Here is a 21,966-nt window from a genome sequence, read left to right on the forward strand (position 1 = left end):
TTCGGGATCAACGCCGGCACCAGCAGCGACGTCGTCTCGTACCGCGACGCACAAGACCGAGCCACCCGCATCCTCGACCCCGACGACGCACAGACCGCGTACACCAACGCACTCCGGTCAGACGACAAGGTCCTCGCCCAAGCCATCCTCGCCCAAGCCCTGACCCACAACTGGACCGCCATCACCAACGACTACCGGTCACGCAACCCATCCGCCGCATCCGCGCTCGACGACCTCACCCAGATCGGGCAATACGAGAACAACGGAATGATGGCACTCATGCACTACATGGTCCCCGGACTCAGCACCTCAGCGCCCATCACACTCGCCTACAAGGGGTGACCACCATGCGACTGCGCCACACCCACACCGCTGTCCAGATCACCGTCCCCGACGACAAAGCACAACGCCTCATCGCCGACGGCACCTACAAGGCAGTACCCGACGCCGAACAACCACCACCCACACCACCCGATGCCCAACCGTCAGCAACGACGGCAGGCCGGAAACGGAAACGCACCACCCAAGGACCGACGTCCATCGCCGCCGCCCTCAAACAAGAAGCCGGACCACTATGGGACACCCCGGTCTGATCACCACGACACCCCCTGCCCAGGGTCCCCTCGACCCCCGCCCACGCGGCCCCTCACGGCATACGCCGATGTGGGTGTGACCCCCCCTACCCCCCTCGGACCCGGAAGGTGACGGATGCGCAGCAACTACGCCACCCTGAACGCGGCGATGGCCGCGGGTGATGAGCTCGCCGAGGCTGAGATCCGTTACCGGTTGTTGGCGGAGACGTTCGAGTCGACGCCGCAGTTGCGGGGGAACATGAACGGTCAGCTTGAGCGTGTGAAGGCTGAGATCGTCCGGTTGCGGGCGCTGAGAGACGCGAAGTCGCCGGTGCCGGACCCGAAGGTGCTCCCGTTCGATCCCTCCCGGTTCCGCAAGTCAGGGGAGTCGACGGGCGGCAGTTGACCGGTCGGCGGAACTTTGCCGACCGGTGCCCGGTCCGCAAGTCAGGGACAGATAGAGGGCTGAAGTTAACCGGACAGCGTTGGATCTGTGTCGAATGAAGCGGCGACAGGACGTTCAAGTTTGTCGATTAGATCGGCAACTGGAAACCACAGAAACTCACGGCCCTGTTTTGTTCTCTCCAGCAGTCCGCGGTTCTCCAGATCGTAGAGATCGTTGCGCGCCGTTTGCTTCGAGACGGCGTGGTAATTCATGTGCGATTCCGCTGTATAGACATTCGACGAATCGCGAGTAGCGGACTCCAGAAGTTCAAGTTGCCTGTGGTTAAACGACCCAGGCCGCTTCGTCATGAATCTTCTCGCGCGTTCTAGCTCTTGTGCCTTCCTGGTTAGGTATTTGTCGAGGTCGTCCAGCGCTCTGCAGATCACTTTCAGTTGATACACAAGAAAATAGGTCATGTCACCGGCGTCCTGCTCGGTCAGCAGGTAGGCATTCGCATATTGAGACGGAGCCTCTTTCAGAATTCGGGAAATTGGTAAATGTTCAGTTAGCCAATACCCTCGCTTGAGCATGCACCAGTAGAAGAGGACCCTCGCCGTTCTTCCGTTTCCGTCTTCAAAATAGTGGTCATACCCCATCATAAAGTGCACGGCGACTGCGCGAACAACGTCTGGAACGTACGGGTCAGAATCCGACTCCTGGTTTGCAAAATCGCAAAGTTGCTGAATCCGATCCGGTAGTTCGCGAACGGGAGGTGGACGATGCAAAAGTTCGTCATTCTCGTCCCAAATACCGACCCGGTCGGCGGGGTCTGGATTCGCTTGCATCTTGCCGGCGCCCGCAGGGTTGTCCAGCGTGCCTTCGGTAACAATCCTGTGTAGTTCGAATATGAGTTCGGGTGTCAGGGGTTGATCGAGAACTTCACGAACTCGCAGCATAGCTCTGTAATTGTTGAGGATCATCTGCTCGCTGCGATTTTTGGGCTTGGTCCCGTAGTTAATCATTCGCTTGGCGTCACGTCGGCTTGTTGAAGCACCCTCGAGCTGACTGGAGCTGATTGCTTCCTCGATCAAGGACTGGATGACATACTTGTCTCGCGTATGTGGATTGACCACTGCTTCTGGTGCCGCGATCTGGCCAGATGCTCGCTGGTTGATCTCATCGAGCGCTCGTTGAACGTGATCAGGCCTGGCGTAGGTGAAGCGGGTTCCGTCGAGCATACGCAGCGGAAGCTCACGCTGGAGTGTGCTTCGCCTGACCTTCTCAACAGCCCAGAGCTCCTCGTACGTGACGTCGTCAGGCTTCGCCTTGTACCGCAGTTTGTCCCAAGGGAGGTAGTCGCTTCGAACTGGGATTTTTGACCAGGCGTTGAAGAAACCCTGTGGATTTTCCACGATCTGGCGGTAGTCCGGCGGAGGGGCGGGCTTGTGCATCGGGGCCTCTAAGTCCAATCTATGTCAAAAATGGTTGCGCTTTGACTTAACCCAGTCTGAGACGTCACCAGGCGTAAGTCAAAACCAAGGCTTCTTTGACTTAGGTTGGGCGTAGGTGCCACGCAATATCGAACACATGGTCGACCCAGGGTTGCGTATGACCGCGCGACCAAACCGCGCTGGAGCCATCTTCTATTACCTACTCCTGCCCACGATCTGCCCACACCTGCCCACGATCTTGGATGATCTGGCGTGATGCAGAGTCACCCTTAATGCCAGCTCAAGGCACGTTTTGGAGCCTGACCAGCAACGCCGATTAGGGTTCAAATCCCTCCGCTTCCGCGGGGAGTGTGACTGATCTTGACATCCGCCAAGGGTTTTGCCACATCTGCCCATCCGCCTGGGCGCCGAACAGTCGGCCGGTCTAGGTGTACTGACCTGGCAGGTTGGTCACGCGTGTGATGGGTGGCTTGTCCCTGCAGGCGGCGTGGGGTCGGTGGTGATTGTATTCGTGGATCCAGCCGGTCAGAGCGGCACGGCGTTCGGCTTGGAGAGGTATAGGCGCGGGGCGTATCCCCAGCCGTCAGCCAGGGTGCGGTGGAAGCGTTCGACCTTGCCGTTGGTCTGGGGTCGGCGGGGTCTGGTTCGTTGGTGGCGGATCGACAGCTCGGCGCAGGTGTCGCGCCACAGGTGTGAGATGTAGGGCGAGCCGTTGTCGGAGAGGACCCGCTCGGCGGTGATACCGCGTTCAGCGAGCCATGCCACCGCGCGGGTGAGTACTGCGGTTGCGGTGACGGCGGTTTCGTCGTCGTGGACTTCGGCGTAAGCAATCCGGGAGTGGTCGTCGATCACGCTGTGCGAACGCATGTCCCATCTTCGGGTTGCGGTGTTTGCTCTTCGTTTTGTTCGCAGTCGCGGCACGGTTACGCATTCCCTGGGCGCGTCCGACGAATCGCCACCCGCCGCCGTCGGTGATGTTGCCGAACTTCTTGACATCGACATGCAGCATCGCCCCAGGGCGATCGTGTTCGTAGCGGCGGACCGGTTCACCGGTCGCCCGATCAACATGGGAGAGTCGATTGAGTCGGCATCGCGTGAGCACTCGATGCGCCGTCGCCGGCGCGACCCCGGTCGCCGCGGCCAGCTGTACCGGTCCGATCCGTTTACCCAGGCGCAGCGACACAATCCGACGTGTGGTCGCCCCATCAGTCTTGGCGGGCATCGTGTGCGGGCGCGAGGTGCGGTCAGTTATCGGCTCTCCAGCGGCGTCGCGCCGCGCCCACCGGGTCACCGTCGGCCATGAATACTGAAACCGGGCCGCCGCGACCTCGCAGAAGGGTACGTGCTGGTCGACGACGAGCAGAGCAACCCGTAACCGGGCACGAGGGGTCAGAGCAGCGTTAGCGTGGGACACGAGGGCCTCCTGAGGGGCGAGTGGATACCTAGGCAGTTCCACCCCACCCCAGGAGGCCCTCCCACGTCATCACTCACACCGACGAGTCACACCCACTCGACCAACGACCCGGGTTAGTACACCTAGACCCGCAACGAGACGGTCAGGCCACCGATCCGAAACTTGCTGACATTCTTACATGTAATCATACTTTCATTCGCTAAATACATTGTGGGTTAAAGAGCGCTTTGCGATACTCGGATTCTGCCCAAGGGCAGTTCCACAGCTCCACCTCTCACTGAATGTCGTTGCTGCTGTGTCGCAGAACCGTGCCCGAAGAAAGAAGCGTGACAACGTGAACAAGCGAATTCACTCGTATGTGCGGCGCGGAGCAATAGTGGTCGTAGCCACGATCGCGACTGTCCTATCGATCGCTATCCCGGCCAACGCCTACGATGTGGTCGGCGCGATTCGCGTCGAGTACGACCAGGTCGGTGGGGCTGCGTTCTTTGGCAACCCGCTGTTCAACGAGCGAGATGCGCTAGACGGCGGCAAGTTTCAGGATTTCCAGAAGCAGTCCTCGATCTACTGGCATCCCACGCGCACTGGCGGGAACAAGGGTAGGCAGATCGGTGGTGACATCCGGACCAAGTGGGGCAGCTTCGGTTACGAACGGGGATTTCTGGGGTATCCCACTACTCGCGAGACTGCTACCCGCAAGCCGGGTCGTTTCAACGCTTTTGAGAACGGTTCAATTTATTGGTCTTCGGCCACGGGTGCGCATGCTGTGACCGGTGAGATTTACCAGACGTGGGCAGCAAACGATTGGGAAAACGGGTCTTACGGTTTTCCGACTGGTGACGAATACGACTACCAGGGTGGTAGACGCCAAGACTTTCAGGGTGGTCAGATTGTGTACCACCCGGGTGGTTTCCCCGAGGACTGGGCCGGTGACGAGGACGGCACCGATGCGGCTCCAGACTGTGGTGCTGCGGCGGCGTGTGGAACCGATGGTCGTGGCGGTGGTGTGGTCGCAGCCCAGCAGCTGCCCACACTGACTCCCGGATCGGGGCCGCGGTCGACCAGCAGGTCCGCTCAGTCCATCGCTGACTGTTCGGTGGCATCGACCCCCACCTCGACGACTACGCCTGCACCAGCATCTTCCACGCCTCCGGCACCGGTGACGTCTACCCAGCCCACATCCCAGACGCCCCGTACCCGAACCGCACCAGGCAGCTCATCGGCGGCGTCAGAAACCACCGTGCCGAGTGACCCGCAACGTGAGCAGTCGGACACCAACCCGCCTGCCGCCACGGTCCCGACCGAGACGCCCACCCCGCCGTCATCGGCAGCCCCGTCCTCAGCACAACCGTCGACCACGTCATCACCACAGGCAGTGGCGAGTGGAGCAACGTGGTGCCGCACCGTGGACAAGTCCGCGCCACCGGCCCAACCGAGGTTGCAGAGGCGCGTCGCGGGTGAGCTCGATGGAACCGATCCCTTGTGCACCAACGGTGATCGCCGGGATGTGTGGATGGGCAATCGTCAAGACGCGTGCTACCAGAGCTCGCGTGTCACGTTCACGCTCAGAGACCGCGACCTCAAAGAGATCGGCGAGATCAACGGTTACGAATACGCCCGCGTCGTACCGACGTGGAACCAAACAAAGTGGTCGACGCTGTACCTCTTCGAAGTCGGCTCCGTAACCGGCCAAGCGAACGGCGCCGTCATGACCGTGAACCAAACATGCAGGATCGTGGAGGGCAGCGGTAACTGCGACGGTTCAGGTCAGGACTCCACCGTGGCAGAGCCGAACCACTTGCTTCGTGTCCAACAGGAGTACACGAGCGCACCCGCTGCCGGGGCGGTGTTGTTCGCACAGGTGATCAACAACCTGACCATCACCTCCGTGAACTCGGTTCCGTACGCAGGCCCGGTGCAGGCGGCTCGGGTGCGCTGTGACGCCGCACAGAAGATGCGCAACACAACCGGTTGCGTGATCGGCGATGAGATCCCTGTGTGGGACATCAGCAGCACACCTAACATCGACGACTACCGACGACACGTCACCTTGGCCCAGCAGTCCGGGATACCTGGAGCCGCCAACAATGCTGGTGACGGCACCGTCCTCACACGGAAAATCGATCAGTCCGAGATCAATAAGCGCCGCAACATCACCTGCGGGGGAGTCACCGGGCCGCGCACGGGTGGGCGGTCCTGCGACGAATACCCGATGGCCTCGACATTCGAGGGTGGTGGTAACGGTGTCGGCGCCGGCGTGGGCCGCACGTTTACACCGTTCTGCGGGATCAGAGATACCGGTCTGACCAGCCTGGCGGACGTCTCACCACCCAACCGTGGCGCCGGTTACAGCGCATGTTTGATTCCGGCTAGCCAGAACTCGCGTGCCGGGTCGTTGCAATCCTGGTTCTACACCAAGGCCCGGGTCATCGACGGTGACGCGTTCCGGGTTCGTCCGCAACCGTGACCGACCTACCCTGACCACCATGCCGACAGCACATGCGTCCCTGCACAGGCCAGTATCACTCCAGATCACGTCGATGCCCGAACCCCCATGGGATCTTGGCGGTGACGACGGCTTGATCGCGTACGCGGGCGAAAACAGAGAGCGGTTCCGCCGCTTCCTTGCCAACCCGGGCGACATACTGGCGTTCGGGGTCGAGGAGTCCCAGTTCCCTCGGGTGACGGTCAACGTGGCACGTGCGGCGGACCACGTCGAGGTCGAGGTCGGTAGCTACACCACCCCTCCGCCGATTGAGAGCACCGACTGGGACATCGTTGAGCAAGCGTCCGCCGAGTTCGGTGACCTACCACCGGCGTTGAGCGCGGCGTCCGGATGGTCGGGCACTGACCCGGACGTCCGGGCGGTGTTCGCCGCTATCCCGTCGGGGTGGAACATGATCCGCGCCTGCTGTCGCTACCGGCGGACGGACGCACCGGTCACCGAGGTGCGTATTGATATTTGGCCCGCCGATGGGCCGTCCCCCCGTAAGGTTCTCCGGTATCAACCGGCCACCCTGCCCACACCACCGCAGTCTATACACCACGGCCCAGATCTAAGTTTCGCCGAGATCTGGCCGCGACTTCAGTCGACGCTGCGCGAGGTCGGTGTCACCACCAACCCGGCCTACAACCTGAACCTGATCGAAGAACGCACCTGGGACATAAGCACCGAGGTCGCCGAGACCGTCGAACCTGATGCTCCACGTTCGGTGGTCAGCATGTCGCCACAGCTGGTGAACTGGTTCGCCATCCTCAGCGGGCTCGACGAGCCCCGCTGGGACGGACTCATCCCCGGATTCGACGTGCTGCGCGTCGACGAAGCCCTGGCCACCCGTCGTCTACTCCTCGAGGCGTGGGATATCGGTGAGGTCACCACCTACCCCGAGACCGCCGGCACCCCGGCGTACACCTTCATCCCCGACTACGTGCCCATCGCCGAACGCGACGGCACCGCACTGGTCGTCGACTGCCGCCCCGGTGACCACGCCCAGCAACTACGGCTGTTCGACAAGGTCGACGCCGACGACGACACCCCCACCTGGGCGAGCCTGCCCGCATTCATCGACGAACTGATCGACGCAATCGGCCAACAACGCACCTTCACCGGGTGGTCACCCACCGTGGACACCGGGGCCCTGCGATGGCAGTTCCACCCCTGAGACTCCGTGTCATCACACGGATCGGCACAAGTTCCCACCGAACAAAGGAAATGATGATGAAGATGCGTGGTGTTTCGACCAGGATCGGGGTCGCCGTCGCAGCGGTGGCCGTCGCCGGCGCACTGGGCGCGGGGGACGCCTCGGCGCAAACCAAGGTGGGCTGGGTGGGGCCCACACCACCGGGGGCGAACAACCAGGTGTACCTGACGACATCGACGATCAACAACGCTCCGTTGGAGGCGTCCTCGCGTATCTACACCGGGTTCGGGAACTCCGTGGCCAGCGGGTACATGGGTGTGCAGGCGCGTCTGTTCAAGTCCGGTGTGTTGTGTCAGATCACCGACTACCAATACAACGTCGGACCCGCCAACCAAATCAGCACCAACACCTACGGCAACTGCGGCTCCGGGTCCTACAACAGCCACGGGTTCGTCAAGTACTGGACGGGGACCGAGTACGGCGACTTCCTGACGTTCCCCACCGACCCACTGAACTTCACCGCACCCGCAGCCGCCACCGCTCGAACCACCACCGGAGCTGTCGAGACCGGCCGCAACACCCGCGGGCAATCGTTCGGGACAGCAGAGACAGCACGGACCGATGACGCCCAACCCGATCTGATCGCGGCCTTCACCACCGACGGCAAGCAAGGGTTCGTGCGCAAAACCGACCTGGTGGGTGAGACACCATCGTCACCCGCCGCCGCGGCCGCACATCGAGCAGGACACCGATCGATCTCGGTGGTCGATCGAGACGGGACCACGGTGGTCGGTACGTTCACGGTGTCATAGGCGTTTGCGTGGCGGTGCCGCCGACAGATCAGCGACCTTGTTCTCGGGTCCACGTACCGATCTTCGCGCAGTACCGCCACGCACCACCCTCGTGTCGGAAGTACATCGGCGACTCCGGGTAGGTGACCGACGACGGGGCCTCAGTGCCGTCGGGTCGGATGAAGATCCGACGACCTTCGACATCAACGGTGGCGACATCACGATCCACCGTGATCCTGCCGATAGATGACACATCGGTGCGTACCCATCCCATGCTGCGGTTAACCCGATTGAAGAATGGCCGATTCTCTAGGCACGTCGCTTGCTCCATTCCGTCGTAATCGCCCACATTCTCCATCCGCACATACTCGGACAAAGCGGACGAAATGTCTCGCCGTTCGTCGTCGGTCACCGTCCGTGAGCCGCCACTATCACACCCGACAACCGCTGCACCAAGCACACCAAGACAAGCTAGGATAGTCGCGCATTTACGGTTGTTAGGGGCGATATACATTGCGGGCCAGTACCTCTCCGGTGAGCAGATGCTCACATAGCCAGTCGCCTGCGTTTGGCTGACAGGTCGCTGTGAGAATATGTACGGTTACGGTATCAAGGGAACCGGGGCCGTTAAGCGCAGGCATTGCACGAGCATCTGGTCCCACACATTTGGGTCGGGAGATGGGTGCCATATGAGTCAGACAGATCGCCTCCATACGTTCAGCACTCGACTAGAGAAACCCCTGATCAGAGAAATTCGGATGCATTCCGCACGAACCGGGACTCCGGTGCAGGTGTTGGTAGATCATGCAATGCGACGACTGCTGGCCGATCCCGAGTACGCCAGACGACTCCGTCGAGGCGGCGCGATCCTCGTAGACACTGGCCCGACCGCATAGAGAGTCTCCGTCGATTGACGTGCCGGATCTTATGAGATGGGCTGACCTTGCTGCCAGGCAGTGGATTTTCCTGACAAAGCGAGAGCTGAATCGGTTCTCGATTAGAATTGCCTCGACGCTGGTGCACGGATGCTGATGTTGACCGAGAAAAAGACCGACAACTCTGGCCGCTGAACTTACGAGCTAGGCCTGAGGTGGCTCGTTCAGGTCATGTCGATGCTGTAGGAGATGCTCCGTCTCGCGAGTGAGGTTTGAATACCATGACGTTCCTTCCGCCAAAAGCGTCTTATTCGAACCCCGCACAAGCGTCAGCGATCGCGGGGTCTTGTTGTGCGCCTCTGTAACGCTGACCAACATACTGCCAGGCCGGTGATGCTGGTCGCGGTAGTAGCGTTCACCACGACTGAGCTGCTGGTCTGTGTGAGGGGCGTCGGTGTGGATCATCTGGCGGAGCGAGGTGCCTCGGTCGCCGCCGCGATGATCTGTGTTGTCTCGTGCTGTGCCAGTAGGTGGACGAACGGCTCCTGGAGTTCAGCACTGGCGACGAGGCCGTCTTCCTCGAGGTAGATCCTCGTGAAGAAGCCTGGTTGAGCAGGCGACGTTCCGTGGGGGGTGCCAGAGTCGTAGAGCTGGGTGCAGTGGGCGGCAAGCTGGAGGGCATTGTCGTCGAGTTGCTGGATATCTGTCGTGGCTCTTGCGGTGGCGGCCAGTGACTTTTCGGCTGCCATGAGTTCATTGGTTATGCGCGCCATGTCCGTTTTGAGAAGTGGGAGGGGGATGGCACCGTAGTGAGCAGCGAGCAGCTCTTCTCGCTGGTGCTCTAGACGGGCGATTGCTTTGCTGGCGGTCGTCTTGTCCCATTCGGCTTGGGCTTGCCGGTCGGCCAGCTCGACGTGAATGGCTGCGCGGATCTGCTCCACTTCGTCTTCCGTGAGCGCCAGCCGCGCGTAGAACCGGCTGATGCCTGCCTCGATTGCGTCGAGCCGTACGTAGCCGCGAGGGCAAGGGGCAGCCTTGTCTTTCTTGCCCATGCAGAAGTAGGCAGAAGTAGTAGGTGTAGGTGCCGCCACGCCCCTTGTTCTGGGAGAACACCATGCGTGAGCCGCAGCGCCCGCACCAGATACTGCCGCGAAGATAATTGTTATGGATGCAATCGCGTTCACCCGCTGAATTGTGAGCGTGGAGCACGTCCTGCACTTTGAGCCATGTCTCTATAGGGACAAGCGCCCCGTAACGCCTTCGCGATAGGCCTTACGGTAGATGACGATGCCCGCAAAGTATGGATTAGTGACTAACAAAACAAACGTAATCGGAATAGTTCAACTCCGCGCCGATGGAGCCCTGTCGGAGGGCAGGTGTAAGAACACTTTCAGCGGACGAGATAGCGCCCGACGGTTGTTTTCGCCGGGTTTGGGTGAGCTGAGCTGTCCATGCCAGCCAACCATGACGACACCTACCTCGATGATCTCGCGCGTGAGTTCGGCAGGCGAGTATGCGCTCGCCGCGAGGAGCTGGATCTTGACGCAGGAAGCAGCGTCGGTGATGACGGGTATCAGCGTGACGACCTACCAGAAGATTGAGAATGGTCATCGCATGCCGAGGCTGGAGAACGTGGTCAAGCTCGTTGATCGGCTCAGCATTGATAGCCGCGCGTTGTTTTTGGAGCTAGGTGACTTCTTGCCCGACTGACAGGAATCCGCCGTCCCTGGGCGCATGAGGCGGCGGAGCCCGCGTTAGCGTTCAACACCGTCAACTGCCGGCCACTGGTGCAGGACTTGAACGTCAGCGACGTGCCTCGATCGGACTAGCAAGACGGGAGGGCGAGGACACCTCCGTTGGCCTTGCGAGGCACGTTCGAACTCAGCAGACCGTAACGATTCGGTCACAACACGCCAGGGTTGCGACCTTCGTTTCCTGCGAATTGCACGCTTGACCAGCGCAGTCTTATCCGGACCACGGTCCGTCGTCTTGACGCCTGTGACTATCGACTTGTCGTCAGCAAAGCACCGTGTCAATATTCGCCTCGTATAACGTCGCTTATACGCTCGAATTTCTCCGAATTCGGACAATTGAGCCCTATGTGGTGGAGGTATGTGTCGGTGCGCAGGTTGTCTCGGGTGTCGGTGGGGCTTGCAGGTGTATCCGTGGGTGTGGCAGGTCTGCTTGGGTTCGGCACGGCTGCCGGTAACGCGGCACCGACGCCAAACACGTTTGCTGATCACTCCGTGACTCGCACGACGGATGATGGGTGGCAGGTGACCGCGACCAAAGCCCGCGAAGTGGTGCATTCGGTGCGACCGTTGAACCAAAGTCCGTGGACCCGCGAAGGGTTTGTCTCGCTCCGTGCAGCCGGAACGATTGGTGGTGCGGGGCGGGCACCGGTGTCGGCGGGCACTGTGACTGGCGGATTCCAGGTCGGGTGCAATACCGACGTCACATCGGGTGCCACCATCGGCATCTCTGGCGGCCCGAATGCCACGCTGAACGTGTCCTACCCACCCGCTCTCGGCCTGGGGGCGAGTGTGCAGCCGTCGATTTCGTCGGTGCTGCGACCCGGAACGATCGCTGATGTGTCGTTCGGGACGAAGAAGCTGTCGGCCACGACCGGAGCCATCAACGCCCGGGATGTGCACCTGCGGATCGACGGGTGTCTGGGTCCTGTCGTGCTGCGGGCGTATGTGACCGTTGCGATCTCTACTCCCACGAACGACGACACCGTCAACGTTTATGGGCAGCCCCACTACCTCTAAGACCCACCAACCCCCATGACCCACTCGAAAAAGTAAGGAAACCAGGATGAGTCGGAACAACCGTGTCCGCGCCGGAGTCACCGCCGCACTGATCGCGGCCGGTATCGGCACCGCTGCCGTGACGGGGACTGGTACCGCTTCGGCTGCCGATATCGTGCGCACGTCTACCGGGTTCAGTGTGTGGTTGACCCACGGTGAAACGGTGGCTGCCGCCCGCAGTGGGCTCGCAAATTATCTCAACACCTCCGGCATTGCCGATCGTGTCGCCGGTCACGTGGAGTCGGACTCGCGGTATTACCCGACGCGCCACCATGTTCCCGGTCGACAGGGTGTCTACATCAATGCCCGCTACCAGCAGGTAGTCGACGAGGCCGCTGCGCACCCCAACGGCCGAATCGGCATCTTGGTCACACCTCCCGGAACGTCCAAGACAGTCGTGATTGCACAGTACTGGCGCTAAGTCCGCCCCCACTATCTGAGCGCTGACAGGACACCACGATGAGCACGCCAGCCACCCCCCGCTCAACGACACCGGCAGCAGTACCTGCCCATGCCCGGACCGACGCGCCGACGGCGGACTTTGCTGCCCCGAACCCAGCCGGTGACAGCGGTCGACGGTTGATGGTCTCGACCACATGGCGGTGGGTGTCGTTCGTTCTCGGCTGCGTCCTACTGGTGCTCTGTGCGTGGGCGCTCGGGCATTGGATACCCAGGTGGACACGCGATTACGGCAGTGTGCTCGTCTTCCTCGGACTGTTCCTCGTCATGTCCATTGCTGGTCGCTGGTTCTGGGCCGGAATCGACGCGGCACTCGGGAAGGTGATCAAGGGCAGCGACAGCCAATGACCGTCACCATCTCTGCCGCATCCGCTCACACCGCCGCAGCATCAGCACGCCCTTGCACCCGGCGGTGGCGATCGGCAGTTGCTGCGGTGATGGCCGTGCTGCTTACCGTGCTCGGCGTGGGAGTAGCGGTGATCGCTGCGTGGAGTATCACCGCCACGACTGCGCATGCTGATGCCTTGTGTGACGCGATGCGCGCCCGGTTCGGCCCCGGATACCCGTGTATTTCCGTGCCGACGAATACGTTCACCCCGACCGCACCCACCGCCCCCGATACGACCGGAGCCAACGGCAGCACCGGCAGTGGCGGCCCGCAGGTTGGGTCGAACATCGGCCCAGGGCCGGGGGAGAGCAATGGCACACCCATCGTCCCGGTTCCCGACCAAGGGGTGCCCACCGTCACCGCACCCGGAACCGGTGGTAGTGGTAACGCCAACGGTTCGGGTGGTGGCACAGGTGGCGGAGGTACGCCCAACGGTGGTGGCGGTGTCCCTGGTGTGCCACCCCAGACCGGGGTACCGACAACAGTCCAACAACCGGCCCTGCCCACGTTGCCACCGACCAGCAGCGGGGTGAGGCCCGCGCGACCGGCATCTCCACCAGACTCCACGCCGCCGTCTTCCCCATCCGAATTGGGTCAACGACCGCAGAGCCCTGGCGCAACGCAGAAGTCCGAGGTGGCGTCGCCGTCTGGTGGGTTCAGCGATCAGCAGTTGGGGATGTGGCTGACAGCGGCAGCAGCAGCGTTGGTCGCCGGGGCCACCAGCAGCCGGGCGGGTGGCCGGGGTCGGTACACGGCAATCGCTCGCGCCAGCGGCTACCCGTCAGTAGGCGCGGCGTTACGCAGTTGGTTGCCCGGTGGTGGGTCGGAGCGGGCCACGGTCGGTCCGTCGCAGTTGGTGTTGATCAATGATCCGACCAGTCCACGGGAATACGTGTTCCACGAGAACGTGCCCCCCGGTGGGCACATCAGCACCAACCCGGATGGGTCGGCCACGATCTATGACCGCAACGGCAACCCTGTCGAGCAGATCGGACGGCCGTGGGCCTACGACAGCCTCGGACGCGCGCAGCGCACCTGGTACACGGTCGACGACAACGGTGACCTCGTCCAACACGTCGACCCTGCCCCGAACGCGCTGTACCCGATCTTGGCCGATCCACCGGGTGACTCGCCGGGGGCGGGCAGCGCGCGCGCCGCCGATGAGGCATCAATGGACGCCTACGACCGGGAGTTTGGTGAGACCGCTCCGGCCAATCCGAGTCCGGCAAATTTTCGGCAAGCTGATGAGCAGTCAATGGATGACTACGACACGGAGTTTAGTGGGACGGCCCCATCAAACCCGAGTCCGGCGGACTTCCGGCAGGCCGATGAGCAGTCAATGGACGATTACGACACCGAGTACGGGGGTACGGCTCCGGCGGGTGCGGGCGATTTCCGGCAGGCCGATGAGCAGTCAATGGATGATGCGTTCCGCGCCGACTCGTCGGGCGGTGACTCGTCTACTGGTGATCCGTCGGCGGGTGATGCCAGCCGGGTGGGTGAGGTGTTACCGGCGGGGGTTGCGGTCCCGCAGCGTGGGGATACGACCACCTGGGAGGACGGTAATGGGTCGCAGCGATCGTTGACCATTGACCAGTACGGGCAGCGTGTGTGGACGACGCAGCAGTCCGACGGCACCGTTATCACCGTTACCGAGGGCGGTGGCAGCGACGGCGCGGACAAACCATGGACGCGCACCGAGATCACCCGTCCGGATGGTACGACAGATCAGGACTATGACAGTGACGGTGTCACTGGGTACACCTGGACCGACGACGACGGTGTTGATCACCGTCTCATGCAATACAGCGACGGTGATGTTGGGGAGCAAACGTTCTCCGGTGGCGATGAGGGTTCCCACCCACCGGAATCGACGATCACGCGCCAGAGCGGTGACGGGTCGCTGTTCGTCACCACGAACGGTTATGACGGGTACAGCAGTCAGTACAGCAATATTCCCGATCCGAACGATGGTGGGTACAGCGAACGGGTCACCAATTCTGATGGGTCGGAATCGTTCCAGCGTGTCACCGGTGGTAGCGACGGCGCCGACCGTCCGTCGGCGACCGGGTATTCGATTGGCACCGACGGTCTGCGGCGCGACTGGACCACCAGCCCGTCGGGGGTGACCGATGGCCGTGTGACCGGTCGTGACGGCAGTGATCAGGGCACATTCGGTATCGACGATCACGGAACATTCACGTTCCGGCCCAGCCAGCAATATTTGAGTGACAACGGCCTCGAGTCCCGCATCATCACGATCACCCCGAACGGGTGGGCGACCACGACCGACCGGGTACCGAATCTCGACACCCTGCAAACTCATATGACTCAGTTCGGGGAGCTGCCGTGGCAACACCCCGAGACTCCCGAACGTGGTGCGGCCCGTTTCGGAGCAGTCTGGCAGGCGATCAAGCAACCGTTCGATGTCCTCGGCGACGAAGTCGGTAACCACTTCTACGGACCGATTGCCCAAACCGTCACCAACCCCACCCAGCCCTACGTCGCACCGGAGGGCACCACTCACAGCCCCGGCGAAGTCGCGTGGTCTGCCGCCGAAATCGGTAGTCTGTTCATCCCCGGTGAGGGAGCGGCACGCGGTCTCGGTGCCGTCACCGATGGTCTCCGCAGCCTCCGCGGTGCCGAGACGGCAGTACCAAAATTGCCCGAGGCGACACTGGCACCCCGCGGGAGTGTGATTTATCCGTCCGCGCCCATCGGAAGTACCCGCAACGAGGTACCCACCGTACTGCCCGGAAACAACCCAGCCATCATCAATGGAATGCCCTACAGTGGACACGCGATAGACAGGCTGCAGGGACGCGGAATTATGCCTTCCGTGGTACAGAATACGATTGACCACGGTATTAGCTATCCAGGTAGAACGCCTGATACTACCGTATTCTTCGATCCTGTAAATAACATATCGGTTATTCAAGATAACATCGACGGAACAATTATCAGCCTGTATCCGGGCCGGGCGAGGGGTGGACAATGAATTCCAGGCGCGACACGTCAATGGAAACCACTGTGAACCACCTCGTAGTGCGTGCCGAACATGCGGTTGCCGCGTATCGGAACGGCGGGTCGCTCGACGAGCTTGCTTGGCGATTGGAAGACGTGATTCAAGCCTTGTCCAAGGTCGACTTTGCCAAAGCGCAGAAGCTAATCACCCAGTCGTGGGGGGACATAGAGATAATAAATGCAACCGCGCTACACAGAAATACGCCGTACGACCGCCAAGAAATTGAGGAGCTCATCGAAGAGTACTTCTCTATCCTCACAGCTTGAGGGGTGCTGTTGACCGCAACATGCCAAGAACTTGCCGTCACTGGCAGGTGTATCAGTCATCACTGGTCATCATTACCCACAACAACACACGCAAACTTTTCCCTAAGAGGAGACACGACTGATGAAAATATTCCAATTACTAGAAGGGTTGTCGCCTCCGCTGGTCTTGGACTTCACGCTCCCTGAGGTGCGTCATGCAGTATTTGATGCCGTCGACGCCGAAACTGTGTACAGAGCTATCTCCGCACAGTTCTGCGATTCGATTTGTACGTTTTGGTACCCCCACCCGTAGTCGTGAGTACTAGGTCTGCGGTTCGTCGTCTCTGAACAACGGAGTATCCTCCCTAAATATGAACTGACCCTGCGACGACCTATGATCAATCCCAGATCGTCGCTTCTGACACCTGAGTGTTGCGCCTAGATCTAATCGTAAAACCGCGCCTCATTAGCATTCTTCTCTACTGGCACGATGAGCATTGCGAGGAGCGAAGGGTAAAGTGAGGTATGGCCGTTCCGACACACCGGATCGAGGATATAACGTCTGGATCAGGACTGAAGTCTTACGTTGGTCCGGACGAGACTCTGTACTCATTCGAGGTACCGATGCGATCGCTCGACGGATTTGACTATTTTGCGCGTGTGATTTCCAACTTGCCACGACCAGGCTTTCCCGGAGAGTTTGCCCAAGAAGAGCTAGTCGCAGAACGGTTTCTTCAGGTCGGTGGAGTATCCGATGCCGTGACCCTGGACATTCGCAAGGACAGCGAGGATGGCAGCACTCAACATATATACAAGCTGGGACATAAGCCGCTGGCCAAGCATGCGGACGAGAATCCCGATGTCGAAATACGCCTCGGTGAGCACGTCGAGCACGTATATGCTCACGAATTATTCACATCTGACGAGGCGGCTCGGATTTTCCATTTCTACTACAAAAATAATGATGTTTCTGACAAATATGCGCTTCGGCAGCTACCAATGTAAAGCCAGGGCGATAAGCAGGCCCGACGGTGCAGCCCGAGGTGGACACACAAAATTGGCCGTTAGAATCGAGCCGAGCCATTTAGGTCAGTGAGGGATGCGTCAACATCGCAGTTCTACCTCAGTGGACTCGCTCGTCGATATCGAATGCTCATTCGTAGAGGTGAAGCACCCCGACATCGCACATTGGCTCAAGTGGTACAAGACAGCGCGGTGAACCACCCATTGATCAGCGAGTCGATCTGTCCGATCGGGCGTCGCGCCGGTGCGTTTGTCATCGACTACGTGGCCGCGTTCGCGGCGGTGCTCGTCGTTGGAGTAGTTGTTGCTATTGCTGACAGCTTGGTGCCATCGTCGGCGCGCTACACGTGGCCGATCTCGCTGGTGCTCATCGTGCTATTTGTCATTTGGAATCTTGGTCTCCGGCAAGGGCATACAGGGTCGTCATTTGGTAAGCAACTGATTAAAGCCTCAGTCGTCGACGCGCATACACTATTACCGGTTGGGCGGGCCAAAGGCCTCCTTCGCGTTTTCATACATCCAGTTGATTTGATTTTTTTTCGCTGGAGTGGTGTGCGCCGTCATTGATGTTGAGAACCAAACGTTTGCGGACAAGGTGCTCAACACAATTGTGGTTGAAACCTATCGATAAGCGTACTATCTCTGCAGGTCTGCGGGACCTCGTTGAGCGACATATTGGTGCTGGTTATTCCAATGACCGCCGTGCTGAGATCGACATGGATATATCGCATCGCGGAGGAATGCTGACTCTTTCCGGAGTGCTGTCGGTGCTGCTCAGATAGGTGTGAGGACACGCTTGCTGGTTCGTGGTTGACTGAAGATATGGCCGAGGTAATCGCGGATGATGGAGACCCGGTGAGGCGCGCCTCGACTGAGCAGTCACGGCGGACCATCGCGGGGTGGGCATGGTTCGTGGTCACAGAGTGCTTCAAACTCTGGCCATGAAGGCTCAGGTTTCGAGCCGGATTACGCCACGCACGACCGCGTCAGGGCACCCTTCGCGCTCATGGACGGGAACTTGTACGCCCCAGGTCAACTGCATTAGCCGCAAGTAAGGCACGAAACTGCGTGAAACGGCAACCGTACGGCGCCACCACCTCGGATAGCGGCATCGCCACGCACAAGCGTGGAGACTTCGCCGAGTTGGGCAGCGACCGGGCGAACCGACTACCAAACGCGCACCCTAGTGCGCCGTCGACATCGGAATGATAGGCGACCAGGAGATGCACCGGCAGCGACTGGCGATGCTAGAGCAGGTCACGCGAAGATCGCAGCAGGTGCGTCGTTCGCTAATCGGTTTGACTACCAAGACGTTACCTCAGATCTTTCTCTTCACGCCGCGAAGAGGTACTGCATCACTGCCGTCGCAAAGTGCCCGAGCGCGGTAGGGGTGGCAGCGTCCGCGCCCAATGCGTGAGAGGTTGCTTCTTCAAGAAAGTTCCACGATATGGCTGAAGTTGCAGCAACTGCGCGTACCGGGCAGACCTGTCCCGAGAGTGGTGTCTGGGAGGTCGTGGGAACGCCGTCGACCACTGCCCCGATCGCGAAGAACAACACCATGCCCCCTTATGCCGGCAAGGCCGTCACATGGAAATTGATCCAGAAGGCCTGACACGGCCTCGCGGATGTCTTGATAACTGGAGGGGGTGATAAGGATGCCTACAAGAGGTAGCGGTAAGCAATCCACGGTGAAGAAGAACCCGAAGACGACCGTGAACGAGAGCACTAAGAAGCCTCGGTAACACCCGAGCCCCGCTTGATCCGAAGTGGATCTAACACTTCGGCACAAGCGGGGTATCGTCTATAACTCGACCCTGGGCAAATTCAGGGCTGGCTGTGAGTGTGAACGCCGAGCGCGTGTATGCGCAACGTTTCGGAACGGGTGACGGGTGCCGCATCTTCTGTCCGCTGAGGGTCGTAGCCTGCGCACTGGCGCGGGGGAACGCCTCCGCGCAAACCAAGGTGGGCTGGGTGGGGCCCACCCGGCCGGGGACGAACAATTAGGTGTACCTGACGACATCGACGATCAACAACGCTCCGCTGGTCGACAACTCTGGCCGCTGAACTAGGAGCTAGGCCTGATGTGGCTCGTTCAGGTCATGCCGACGCTGCAGGAGATGCTCCGTCTCGCCGTGAGGTTTGAATACCATGACGTTACCTCCGCCACGGGCCGGTGCTGGCAGTCTGCGCACTTCAGAAGGTGATTCCGACGACCCGGGCCGCGAACGGGATCGGACTCCGCCCCACATGTGCCCACACCCTCCTGCGTTGCGGCGTGATGTAGCGCCGAGAGCGAGCACTTCGCGTATTTGTGTTGTCTAAGGGACACGAACCCAACCGTTGTCGATGCCCTTCCTGAATGTCGGCGATGCATTCCTACCGGGTCTTGCCCGTCTTTCCGATACAGGTCTCGATGAACGACTCGTCGGCTGTCGGGTAGACCGCAGTTGTCCTGGCGGTGGGAACGTGGCGGTGGTGCCGGGTTCGCAGTGAACACCGGCGATCACTGATGGTTGTTTGCTCGGGAGTTTCGCGACTTGCGTCTCCGCAGTCGATGTTGACCGCCATGTGTACGTGGTGGGTGAGGAAGACCTGGTCGGCGAACCGGACGACGCGGGAGTTGATTCGTAAGCCGACTGCCGGGGTTATTCATTCGCCTGAGTTGCGCATCCTGCGAGGACGAGAGCGGATATGAGGAGGATGACACGCCTGCGGCTCATAACACCGGATCTTCCCGCCTCGGGCACGGCCACCACCCATGCGACGGAGCCAACCACCGCCATCAGATCCGTAGCGTGTAGGGATGATTCGACTCCCGCCGATGGCACAGGCAGGTCTCCGACCACGAGGTCAACATGTTCCTGCTGGAACGCGTTGCAGCGCCGACGCTTGCGGCAGGTTGGCTGGTGGTGCTCACCTTTGTCAGTTATAGCGTGATTTTCGCAGACACGATGTCGCTGAAGCGACGGACAGCGTGGTTATGTGTCGTGTGGTTGCTTCCTGTTGTTGGGACGGCTGCGTGGTTATTCGAGTGCCGTCGACGACGATCGGATGTTGTTCCCCCTCATGGCACCACCGATTAGGGATGAGATCTCCGCTAATCCGCTCAGGTCGTGTTTCAGGACGTCGGCTTCTCGGCCGCACGCTGGTCGTGGGGTGGTTCGCCGAGGGGTATGAGGTGGAGGTCGTGTTCCCAGCGGCGGCCGTCGGCGCGTGTGAGCGTCAATTGGTCCCGCAGGGTGTCGCGGAATCGTTGGGCGGTGCGCGCCTGACCGGTCTCCAACGCGAGTTGGTGGCGGTTGGCGGTGGCGCGTGCGGTGATGGTCCGGTCCTGCCGCAGGACCGGGTTGGCTTGGAGGGGTTGGTCGGTGCCGCGTTGTTTCCACCCGACCCGGCCGACGAGGTCGGGTGGTCCGGTGTCGGGGGTGATGATCTCGGTGATCCACCCATGCTCGCTGTCATTGACCTGGGCGTGATCGGCATCGCACGCCAGGGCGAGCACGTCGATGTCGGTCAACCCACCGTTCTTCCATTCCTGCACGTGGTGCACCGCGGCGCGGGTGGCGGGTTGATCACAGCCGGGGCGGGTGCAGCCGCGTTGGGAGGCGATCAATGCCATGCGTTGGTCGGCGGAGGCGAGGCGTCGTTGCCGACCGAGAAACAGGGGCCGGTCTTTGTCATCCAACAGGGCCAGGAACGGGCGGGTGGTGCCGGCCAAGGTAAGGGCGTCGCGGACGGGGAGGGTGCCGCCGGAGGCGGTGGTCGCTATCCCGGTTTCGGCTTCGAGTTCTTCCAGTGTCATGGTGACGATGACCTGCGCGGGTAGCCCTCGGTGCTGACCGAGCACCCCGGACTCGGTGATGGTCCTGAGCATCAGGGTGAACGCATCATGGTTGCGTTGCGCGGTGCTACGGGTGTCCCGTTTCGCCGCGGCGGCCACCACCTTCGGGTCCACCTTGTCGGCGTCCCCGGTGGGTGAGTCGGGGTCGTCGGGGTTGTTTATGCCCGGGCGGGCCCATTTCTCGGCGAGCACATCCCACAACGCGCGGGTCACGGGGTCCAGTTCGCCGCGGATACCGGACATGTGGTCCACACCCTGACGGCCCACAGTGAGACTGCGCCGGCGTTTCCTATCGCGGTCGTCGTCATCCACCCCGTCGGGGTCCAGGTAGGCCAGCAAACGTTGCGCGGCCCGGGTCAACTGATCCGGATCCAACATCGCCGCCAACTCTCCGAGTTGCTGTTCGGCGGCTTCCCACACCGGCCGATCATCACGCACCGCGGTGGGAAACTTCGCGATCACCGACCGCATCACCCGCACATGCGCCGTCCCGATCAACCCCTCGCGTAACAGGGTGGCCATGGTCGGCGCGTACGGCGGCAACGTGTCCCCGGTCAACCCCACCAGCGGGGCACAATGCTCAGTGTTCGCAACGCGGGCTACCGCTTCGGAACCACTCAACCCCAGCACCTCACGCAGGAACCCGTTGCGCCGCAGACCGCGTTTCGCCGGTAACCCACGCTCCAACATCTGCGTCGTCAACGCCACCTGCACCGCCTCATCCCGGCGGGTCTGCCGCTGCAACCGCACCGCGGCATCCACCACCTGCTCGTCGTCTAACTCCACAAACGACGAATCGACCAGCCTGTCCGACAGAGCTTTCTGCACCACGAGCAACTCGTCAGTGTCAAAGTCTTTCAGTGCAGCCAACACCGACCGGAGATCCGGCGCTGGGTCCGCTTCGTCGTCAGATGTCACACAAGGGAACATATGTTCGACATTGCGCTCGAATGATCTGGCGTGCAATGAAATATCTGTACTGGGAGCAGCGAAGCGCGGTCTCATGAAGCCGCGCCACAGTTGCCCGCGCGGTCTTCTCATCACCC

General features: G+C 61.1%; 19 protein-coding genes and 3 pseudogenes. 16 read left to right on the top strand and 6 right to left on the bottom strand.

Translation table 11 applies throughout. From position 1 onward, the window contains the following. From BW971_RS21470 to BW971_RS09485, 3 genes and pseudogenes are all read left to right on the top strand, one after another. Positions 1-342, top strand: a pseudogene (locus tag BW971_RS21470) (hypothetical protein); the annotation flags it as partial. Between the two features lie 5 nt (positions 343-347). Next, positions 348-593 (top strand): DUF7302 family protein, encoded by a 246-nt coding sequence (locus BW971_RS09480; protein WP_456119720.1) that lies wholly within the window; start codon positions 348-350, stop codon positions 591-593. 115 nt (positions 594-708) lie between these two features. Next, positions 709-978: a hypothetical protein gene (locus BW971_RS09485; RefSeq protein ID WP_076478949.1), complete on the top strand. Its 270-nt coding sequence runs from the start codon at positions 709-711 to the stop codon at positions 976-978. 65 nt (positions 979-1,043) lie between these two features. On the opposite strand, the gene BW971_RS09490 is transcribed toward BW971_RS09485, so the two are convergent. Then, entirely contained in the window at positions 1,044-2,408 is a 1,365-nt protein-coding gene (locus BW971_RS09490; protein WP_076478951.1) for a Fic family protein, read from the bottom strand. A 424-nt stretch (positions 2,409-2,832) separates the two neighbouring features. Continuing rightward, positions 2,833-3,822: pseudogene (locus tag BW971_RS09495) on the bottom strand (IS481 family transposase). Positions 3,823-4,117: 295 nt separating this feature from the next. On the opposite strand from BW971_RS09495, the gene BW971_RS09500 reads away from it, so the two are divergent. From BW971_RS09500 to BW971_RS09510, 3 genes are all read left to right on the top strand, one after another. Further along, the gene (locus BW971_RS09500; protein WP_234974325.1) at positions 4,118-6,289 is read left to right on the top strand and encodes a NucA/NucB deoxyribonuclease domain-containing protein; all 2,172 of its coding nucleotides are present in this window, start codon (positions 4,118-4,120) and stop codon (positions 6,287-6,289) included. 73 nt (positions 6,290-6,362) lie between these two features. After that, on the top strand, positions 6,363-7,484 hold the full coding sequence (locus tag BW971_RS21660) for an SMI1/KNR4 family protein (RefSeq protein WP_200799398.1): 1,122 nt from the start codon (positions 6,363-6,365) through the stop codon (positions 7,482-7,484). A gap of 62 nt (positions 7,485-7,546) precedes the next feature. Beyond that, positions 7,547-8,275, top strand: coding sequence for a hypothetical protein (locus BW971_RS09510; RefSeq protein ID WP_143690282.1), 729 nt, complete (start codon positions 7,547-7,549; stop codon positions 8,273-8,275). A 28-nt stretch (positions 8,276-8,303) separates the two neighbouring features. Here the strand turns inward: BW971_RS09510 and BW971_RS09515 are convergent, their stop codons facing one another. The 3 genes and pseudogenes from BW971_RS09515 to BW971_RS22220 all read right to left on the bottom strand — a co-directional run. Continuing rightward, complete coding sequence (locus tag BW971_RS09515; RefSeq protein WP_143690283.1) at positions 8,304-8,483, bottom strand: hypothetical protein; 180 nt, start codon at positions 8,481-8,483, stop codon at positions 8,304-8,306. A 1,107-nt stretch (positions 8,484-9,590) separates the two neighbouring features. After that, positions 9,591-10,181 (bottom strand): hypothetical protein, encoded by a 591-nt coding sequence (locus tag BW971_RS21875; RefSeq protein ID WP_083709612.1) that lies wholly within the window; start codon positions 10,179-10,181, stop codon positions 9,591-9,593. Positions 10,182-10,200: 19 nt separating this feature from the next. After that, a pseudogene (locus tag BW971_RS22220) lies at positions 10,201-10,245 on the bottom strand (hypothetical protein); the annotation flags it as partial. Positions 10,246-10,623: 378 nt separating this feature from the next. Between BW971_RS22220 and BW971_RS09530 the strand changes: the two are divergent. The 10 genes from BW971_RS09530 to BW971_RS22225 all read left to right on the top strand — a co-directional run bounded on the left by BW971_RS09530 (position 10,624) and on the right by BW971_RS22225 (position 20,162). Next, complete coding sequence (locus tag BW971_RS09530) at positions 10,624-10,839, top strand: helix-turn-helix domain-containing protein (protein WP_234974326.1); 216 nt, start codon at positions 10,624-10,626, stop codon at positions 10,837-10,839. Positions 10,840-11,405: 566 nt separating this feature from the next. Beyond that, complete coding sequence (locus tag BW971_RS09535) at positions 11,406-11,900, top strand: MspA family porin (RefSeq protein WP_234974327.1); 495 nt, start codon at positions 11,406-11,408, stop codon at positions 11,898-11,900. 46 nt (positions 11,901-11,946) lie between these two features. Continuing rightward, the gene (locus BW971_RS09540; RefSeq protein ID WP_076478965.1) at positions 11,947-12,360 is read left to right on the top strand and encodes a hypothetical protein; all 414 of its coding nucleotides are present in this window, start codon (positions 11,947-11,949) and stop codon (positions 12,358-12,360) included. A 161-nt stretch (positions 12,361-12,521) separates the two neighbouring features. Continuing rightward, on the top strand, positions 12,522-12,746 hold the full coding sequence (locus tag BW971_RS21880) for a hypothetical protein (RefSeq protein WP_234974328.1): 225 nt from the start codon (positions 12,522-12,524) through the stop codon (positions 12,744-12,746). Positions 12,747-13,642: 896 nt separating this feature from the next. After that, complete coding sequence (locus BW971_RS09550) at positions 13,643-15,784, top strand: hypothetical protein (protein WP_143690285.1); 2,142 nt, start codon at positions 13,643-13,645, stop codon at positions 15,782-15,784. After that, positions 15,781-16,077 (top strand): hypothetical protein, encoded by a 297-nt coding sequence (locus tag BW971_RS09555; RefSeq protein ID WP_143690286.1) that lies wholly within the window; start codon positions 15,781-15,783, stop codon positions 16,075-16,077. The genes BW971_RS09550 and BW971_RS09555 overlap by 4 nt, the downstream gene beginning before the upstream one ends. A 603-nt stretch (positions 16,078-16,680) precedes the next feature. Further along, positions 16,681-17,061: a hypothetical protein gene (locus tag BW971_RS21105; RefSeq protein WP_143690287.1), complete on the top strand. Its 381-nt coding sequence runs from the start codon at positions 16,681-16,683 to the stop codon at positions 17,059-17,061. Positions 17,062-17,253: 192 nt separating this feature from the next. Next, positions 17,254-17,646, top strand: a complete 393-nt coding sequence (locus BW971_RS09565; RefSeq protein WP_076478975.1) for an RDD family protein — start codon at positions 17,254-17,256, stop codon at positions 17,644-17,646. 880 nt (positions 17,647-18,526) lie between these two features. Further along, positions 18,527-18,691: a hypothetical protein gene (locus BW971_RS21665; RefSeq protein ID WP_200799399.1), complete on the top strand. Its 165-nt coding sequence runs from the start codon at positions 18,527-18,529 to the stop codon at positions 18,689-18,691. Between the two features lie 1,243 nt (positions 18,692-19,934). Beyond that, positions 19,935-20,162 (top strand): PLDc N-terminal domain-containing protein, encoded by a 228-nt coding sequence (locus BW971_RS22225; RefSeq protein WP_143690288.1) that lies wholly within the window; start codon positions 19,935-19,937, stop codon positions 20,160-20,162. A 35-nt stretch (positions 20,163-20,197) separates the two neighbouring features. Here the strand turns inward: BW971_RS22225 and BW971_RS09570 are convergent, their stop codons facing one another. Then, entirely contained in the window at positions 20,198-21,838 is a 1,641-nt protein-coding gene (locus BW971_RS09570; protein ID WP_076478977.1) for an HNH endonuclease signature motif containing protein, read from the bottom strand. Positions 21,839-21,966: the final 128 nt, after the last annotated feature.

The organism is Williamsia sterculiae, from assembly GCF_900156495.1.
GTDB classification, from domain to species: domain Bacteria; phylum Actinomycetota; class Actinomycetes; order Mycobacteriales; family Mycobacteriaceae; genus Williamsia_B; species Williamsia_B sterculiae.